5 protein-coding genes and 2 pseudogenes are annotated in these 6,003 nt (G+C 47.2%); 1 reads left to right on the top strand and 6 read right to left on the bottom strand.

From position 1 onward, the window contains the following. Positions 1 to 152: 152 nt before the first annotated feature. Positions 153 to 953 (top strand): annotated as a pseudogene (locus tag EKM95_RS11240) (site-specific integrase); the annotation flags it as partial. A 119-nt stretch (positions 954 to 1,072) separates the two neighbouring features. Here EKM95_RS11240 and EKM95_RS11245 read toward each other — a convergent pair. The 6 genes and pseudogenes from EKM95_RS11245 to EKM95_RS11750 all read right to left on the bottom strand — a co-directional run. After that, positions 1,073 to 2,347: a tyrosine-type recombinase/integrase gene (locus tag EKM95_RS11245; RefSeq protein ID WP_125698508.1), complete on the bottom strand. Its 1,275-nt coding sequence runs from the start codon at positions 2,345 to 2,347 to the stop codon at positions 1,073 to 1,075. After that, positions 2,340 to 2,546: a DUF3173 domain-containing protein gene (locus EKM95_RS11250; protein WP_003575700.1), complete on the bottom strand. Its 207-nt coding sequence runs from the start codon at positions 2,544 to 2,546 to the stop codon at positions 2,340 to 2,342. Before EKM95_RS11250 ends, EKM95_RS11245 begins: the two co-directional genes overlap by 8 nt. Before the next feature lie 77 nt (positions 2,547 to 2,623). Beyond that, on the bottom strand, positions 2,624 to 3,904 hold the full coding sequence (locus EKM95_RS11255) for a replication initiation factor domain-containing protein (protein ID WP_125698510.1): 1,281 nt from the start codon (positions 3,902 to 3,904) through the stop codon (positions 2,624 to 2,626). Positions 3,905 to 4,529: 625 nt separating this feature from the next. After that, positions 4,530 to 5,084: a hypothetical protein gene (locus tag EKM95_RS11260; RefSeq protein ID WP_125698512.1), complete on the bottom strand. Its 555-nt coding sequence runs from the start codon at positions 5,082 to 5,084 to the stop codon at positions 4,530 to 4,532. Between the two features lie 11 nt (positions 5,085 to 5,095). After that, on the bottom strand, positions 5,096 to 5,569 hold the full coding sequence (locus EKM95_RS11265) for a DUF4747 family protein (RefSeq protein WP_125698514.1): 474 nt from the start codon (positions 5,567 to 5,569) through the stop codon (positions 5,096 to 5,098). A gap of 24 nt (positions 5,570 to 5,593) precedes the next feature. Next, a pseudogene (locus tag EKM95_RS11750) lies at positions 5,594 to 6,003 on the bottom strand (hypothetical protein); the annotation flags it as partial.

The following is a 6,003-nucleotide window of genomic DNA, read 5'->3' on the forward strand; positions in this document are numbered from 1 at the left end:
CGATAAACCATGGATAAAACCTCCGAGTGAATTTCGTAAATGCACGGGAAATGTCTGAAAACCGGAATTTCGTATGCGTTTATTATATGACAGTAATGACCTAAAATCACTAGTATCAAATGCTACACGTTTTTGAACAGCCACTAAGTAAAAGTTACACTCGCTTAGTCCAATGCATGCTATCACGCGTCTTTCAACGAGCCATTGTACTCGGCTTCATGAATGAGAACCCCACCAAGACCGTCGGCAACGTTAAGAAAGTGAAGAACCAAGTGGACTTCTGGACGAAGGAAGAATTCGAGGCGGTCATTAAGACCTTCTATATCGAAGACTTCTACCAGCACTTCTGCTTCTTCACTCTCTGGTTTCTGTTTATGACTGGTATGCGCATTGGTGAAGCAACCGCCCTGCAATGGGACGACATCGACTTTGAGGAAGGCACAGTTCGGATCAACAAGACGCTGTGGTTACGCAGCTACACGAACTACTCCTTCTCCACACCGAAGACCAAAGCCAGCAATCGCACGATTCCACTGGACGCAAAAACGCTTGAGCTTCTCTCCAATTGGAAGAAAGCACAAGCGCTTGAGTGTAAAACGGATTTTGTTCTATCGTTCAACGGCGTTCCTACTCGCCGCGATCTGGTCATGCGAATCATTAAGCGGCATGCAGCTCTGGCAGGAGTCCATCGCATCCGCGTTCATGCTTTACGGCATTCACATGCTTCGCTATTGATCAGTCTGGGTGAGAACCCACTGGTGATTAAAGAACGCCTCGGCCACGAAGATATTCAGACGACGCTCGGAACTTACGGGCATTTATATCCGAATATGAACTTTGAGGCCGCCAAACGGCTGAATGGTCTAGTCGAAATTTCGACCGCTAAATCAGACGTGGCGCAGGTTCAAAACAACGGTGTTACCGCTGGACTTGCACCAGAAGTTGCACGATAGTTGCACGAACGGGTTAGGCAGTCATCAAAACGTTGATATACCGGCGTTTATAAGCCGATTCTGTCTATTCCCACTCGAGCGTATCTTCAGCGGCGCCAACTCGCGTCACTACAGACTTTCTACGCCTCAACTGCCGTTTTGGCGGGGAGTTTGGCGGGGCTTAGTTGGTCGTACTTCACCGCCTGATTCCCCACGAATCGCACCTGATTCTGACCCGCCGTTTTGATCGTGATGTTGCCTGCAATCTGTTCGGCGATGTCAGCATCCAGCCCGCCCCACAAGTGCGAGTAGTGCTTCAGCGTGATCTCAGGTGACGAGTGGCCTAAGCGCTTAGACAACACCAGCACCGAAACATTGAACTCATTGATGAGATACGACGCGTGACTGTGACGCAGCCCTTTGCCTTCGACTGGATGCACCTGCGCCAACTTGGCGTAGCGGTGAATAATCCGTGAGATCGTCGACTTGGTCATCGGTAAACCGTCGTAGGTCATGATGAAGTCATCAACCCCACCCAGACCAAAACTCACCTGCACCTCACGCCAGCGCCGTAGAATTGCTATGGTGTCATCATCAAGCGTCAAGATGCGCTTGCCGCTATCTGTCTTCGTGTAGTCGTGGCGTTCCCAGTCGTGCCGGTTCTTCATCACCAGCATATGGTCAACGTGCAGCTGCTTCTTAGCGAGATCAACATCACGCCACCACAGCGCCGTGCCTTCGTTGACCCGCACGCCAGTCAGGAAGTACAGCCACAACATCACAAAGTTCAGGTGCCCATAGATGTCATCAATGCAGATTTGCGCAATGACTTGCTCAAACTCAGCTTTCGTCCAAAATGGTACGCTGCTTTTGGCCTTGGGAATCGCCTTGACCCGCTTCGACACATTACTGGACAGATACTGCATCTGCACCGCGTGGTCAAGGGACTTGCGGAAGCAGCCGAACACCAACCCGGCATAACCTTGCGAGTAGCCCGCACCGCCGTCTTTCTCATCCGTGAGCAGCCACGTGCGGAAGTTCTGCACGTCGGTGATGTCGATGTCACGTAACAGCAGGTCGCCGAACCGGGCGATGCAGATATCAAAGCTGCGATTGCGGACAGCGAAAGTGCTTTCCTCCACGTCAGTTTTGTATGCTGGGATATACGCGTCTTTCATGAATTGGCGGTAGGTCATACGGAAGTTCGTAAACCCATGCGCCTCATGATATTCGCGCTTCACCCGCGTGAGTTCCTTGTTTGCCGCAAACGCGGTACTGAATGGCATTCCTTGACTGTCCTTCCGCCCTTTCTTGCGGACGCGCTTGCCACTCATCTTATCGGTGCCTAACTCGGTTTCATAGTAAAAGTTACCTTTGACGTCTATGAATACGCCTGGATATTTGGTTTTACTCATTCTCAACAGCTCCATTCATCGGTGATCCGAGAATGGACTCAACGACAGAACGCGGCACGCGCCCTAAGTTTCGGTTGAGATACAAGGGATAACCCTTTTGTACCATCCTTTGCTTCGCTTGTCTAATAATATCGCGCGCGGTGTGCTGCTTAAATCCTAATGCCATCAGATCTTGATAGCAGACAAAACTCTTATCCAATTACGTCACTTCCTTCTCATTGATTGAAGTGAGATAATCAAACCAGATAGGACCCATATCTTATCTGTGAAGGGTGGCTACTTGCTTTGGTCGGCGTAGTCATCCTTTTTGATTTGCTCACTCGGTTCTGCATCCGTCAAAACGCCGTTACGGTGGTGCTGATAGTGATGAATCAAGTCCCAGTGGCGTTGCGTCAGCTTGCCGCCGTCAATAATCGCCTTCAGCTCGGTGGTGCCGTTGTACTGATCAATCAGCTGCAACATCTTCAGTGACGGCGCGACCTGTTTCTTCAGCCAGCGGGTAATGTGCGAGTAACTCAATGGTTCAGGATTAGTGGAGAGTCGCAGCTTGTCGCGATAATTGCCGATGAAAGCATCCCAACGCGGATCTGTCGCCCACTGACTCTTCGCTTTGTGGCTCGGCGTCAAGAAGCGCAGATAACGGTTGATGATGCCGAACACAACTTTCTCTGGATCACGTTCTGCCAACAGATTCTTAATTGCCGCAGCGGCGCGTTTGCGGCGTAAGCGGACCTCAAAGCGCGTCCGTATCGGTTGATCTTCAATCGCAATCTGAGGGTGCTTCTGGTGTTGCTCAAAGGCCTTGTCGTAAATACAGAAGTAAACTTCGCTTTGCGGCGACCCCAGATACAAAGTTCTGCCCGATACCTCCCACTGCTTGGTGCGATTATCTCGAAAGCCATGAAAACGCGAGGTGAATTCATCGCGGTCACACTTCTCAATCAAGGTTGGCACGTCGAGCAAACCATTACGATCATTGATGGCGAGGTCAATGCGGGTGAAATGACCGTCAAGCGAAATGCAGGTCTCCAAGAAGTCGTACCAGGTGCGATCTTGCTGGCGCAAATACGATTCAACATAGCGGCAGCCTTGGCCCTTCAGCTCAACCATCGTGCCGCTATCTTCGCTTGGATCATAACCGTCTGCATTCACATCTTGATACGGTGACAACAACACATCAATTTCGCCGCATTTGAATGTGGCACTGTAACCATAGCGCGCGCCTTCTTTAAGGTTAAAGTGATTGAGATTGATCTGGAACAGTTCCGTCACCAGTTCTTCATAGTCGTGCGACTTGAAAGTAACGCCCAAATAATCAATACAGACGTCAATGTTGTTCTGGCCGGTCAGCGATCGTAGCGCCAACGTCAACCGCAATCGCGCTTGCTTGTTAATCGGCTTATTTCCCGTCAGCAGCTGGTTCAGGTGTGAACGACTGTAATCTGCTGTCTTCGCCAATTGTCCCTGAGTAATCTTGTGCGTGCGCATCTCATCATGAAACTGGTTTAGCCAGTCGGTATTCGTCATCCCACCAACTAAGTTCAAATCTTTCAGCATGTTAGCTCCTTTCGAAGCGACCTGACAGCAAAGTCACCAATCTGCCTACGCAAAGTGGCTTGCCACCGGCGCTTTCGTCCTACTTACGTGTATTTTGTCTTTAATATTTGCCCCCCTATTAGAGACCGGGGGCTTGTGGCGGCCGGCTAACGCCGACCGCCGCCGCTCGCGCTAGCGGCTTTCGCGCTGCACGCCGCGCACGGCGGCGATGCGTTGCAAGACCCTTCCGGAAGGTCTGTGAGAACTTTCGCTCTCAGCATATACAGACGGTTTGTAGGACGTGTTTTGAAACTGAAAGTTGAACTGTAACCCGTTCTTAATGTTCATTGTTGAAATAGGTGATCACCGTGCTGACACCGCGATGCGAAAGTTGTGCGCCAAAAACACCAGCAGTAACGTCAAGATTGTAATCCAATTTTCACTATCTCCGAAATGCAAAAAAACACCCATATCATAGCACCAACGGCCATGGTATAGGCTTAAAAATGATGAATACGAGCAACGATATTATTGTCTTAGTAAGCAAATAACGCATCAGAAATATTGAGTAAACCAACCAGCCAACACACTCCGTTGTTGATAAAGAATATCAGGCCAAAATTAGCGCTGTCGAACATAACACTCGTCAACGATGTAAAATTGAATGGCGTAACACCATTAGACGAATGGATGTGCCTAACAGCATTACTGACAGCATCAAAGCGTACCAAAAACAATATGCCGTTATCCATCCGGCGATACAGAACCACACCAGAGAGAAAGACCCTGGAAGTAATAACAAAGATAAATCAACGATGCAGCACGTAATTACGCCAAACAAAATTGCGCCGTCAAAGTAAAACCTGAACACGATGCCAAGCAGACTTTGGAACATGCCGCCGTTATCTATCACCTCAATCATTTCATCACTTATCGACCCAATAAGAATGCCAAGACCTCCAACGAGAAATCCTAACAGGCCAAAGCCCCCACCTAATACGTATGAAAGAAGCGAATTCAGTGCTTCTGTTAAGGAATCTGCCGAAATAACGGATGATAAATAACAGTAGTACCCAGTAGTAATTACGGCAAGTAGTATTGAGATTATTCCTTCTTTTGACCTGTACATCTCTTTATACATCTTGGTTGCAATGAGATAGTTAATGAACCTATTCTCCGTGAGAAAGTCTTTCGATTTCAAGACTAATCACCTCACTGATGTTTGTTTTCAGATGCCTTTTTGGATAAACCAAGGCGAAGTTTAGTTCGATACTCCATTATCGATACAATTCCGGCCCTTCCGGAATCAGAAATTTTTTGATGATTTTTTGTCTGATCACGGGGAACGTCCTTAGTATATGGTGTGTGCCTGTTTGTATCCAGCTCTAGTGGATCGCCATTTTGATCTTTACCGCTGAATTTTAATTCAGCATATCCAAGTCCAGCACCGGTAATATAATTCTGAACAAGATCGCTATCTTTATTCAATCCCTCTTTTCGCTGAGTCTGAAAAGTTTGTTGAATTTTTGTTGCGTTACTGCCCTCAATTCGGTCAGTTGTCAAACTTGCCAATTGTGCAAAGTCGTCTTTATCCCCATTTGGCGGAACAAGCTTAACAACTAATTTCGATAGTTTTTGATACCGTTGTATTTCTCGTTTGATATCCGAAACGTTTGATTCTTGAATGAACTCAACACCAACATCAGAGCCTTATTTAATAAGTCGACTAAAGTATTCCAAAACTTTAGTACGTCCAAGTGTTGGAAGCGTCATGTATGCCAAGAGTTCGTTATCGACATCTAAATAGAAGGAGATGTAATCAAGCTTATTTTTGTCTGTTGTATCAATCGCTGTATCTTTTTCAGGATCGTATGTTGAGTGAATCCCTTGCTTGATATATCCGAGGTTACCGGTAATTTTAAGTCCTTCAGGTGCAATATCAAGATCAAAGAACTTTATCCTTCCTCCTTTCTCATCATAAATTACACTTTTTACATTTAACCCCGCAAAAATTTTACGTTGTAAATCATTTAATTTTTTCTTCCCCAGTTTACAATTCAAGTGCAACACCTTAGCGACTAGACCAAAAAGGCCATGAAGACCTATTCTTGTTAGTGCAA

Source organism: Lacticaseibacillus yichunensis, from assembly GCF_003946405.1.
Classification (GTDB): domain Bacteria; phylum Bacillota; class Bacilli; order Lactobacillales; family Lactobacillaceae; genus Lacticaseibacillus; species Lacticaseibacillus yichunensis.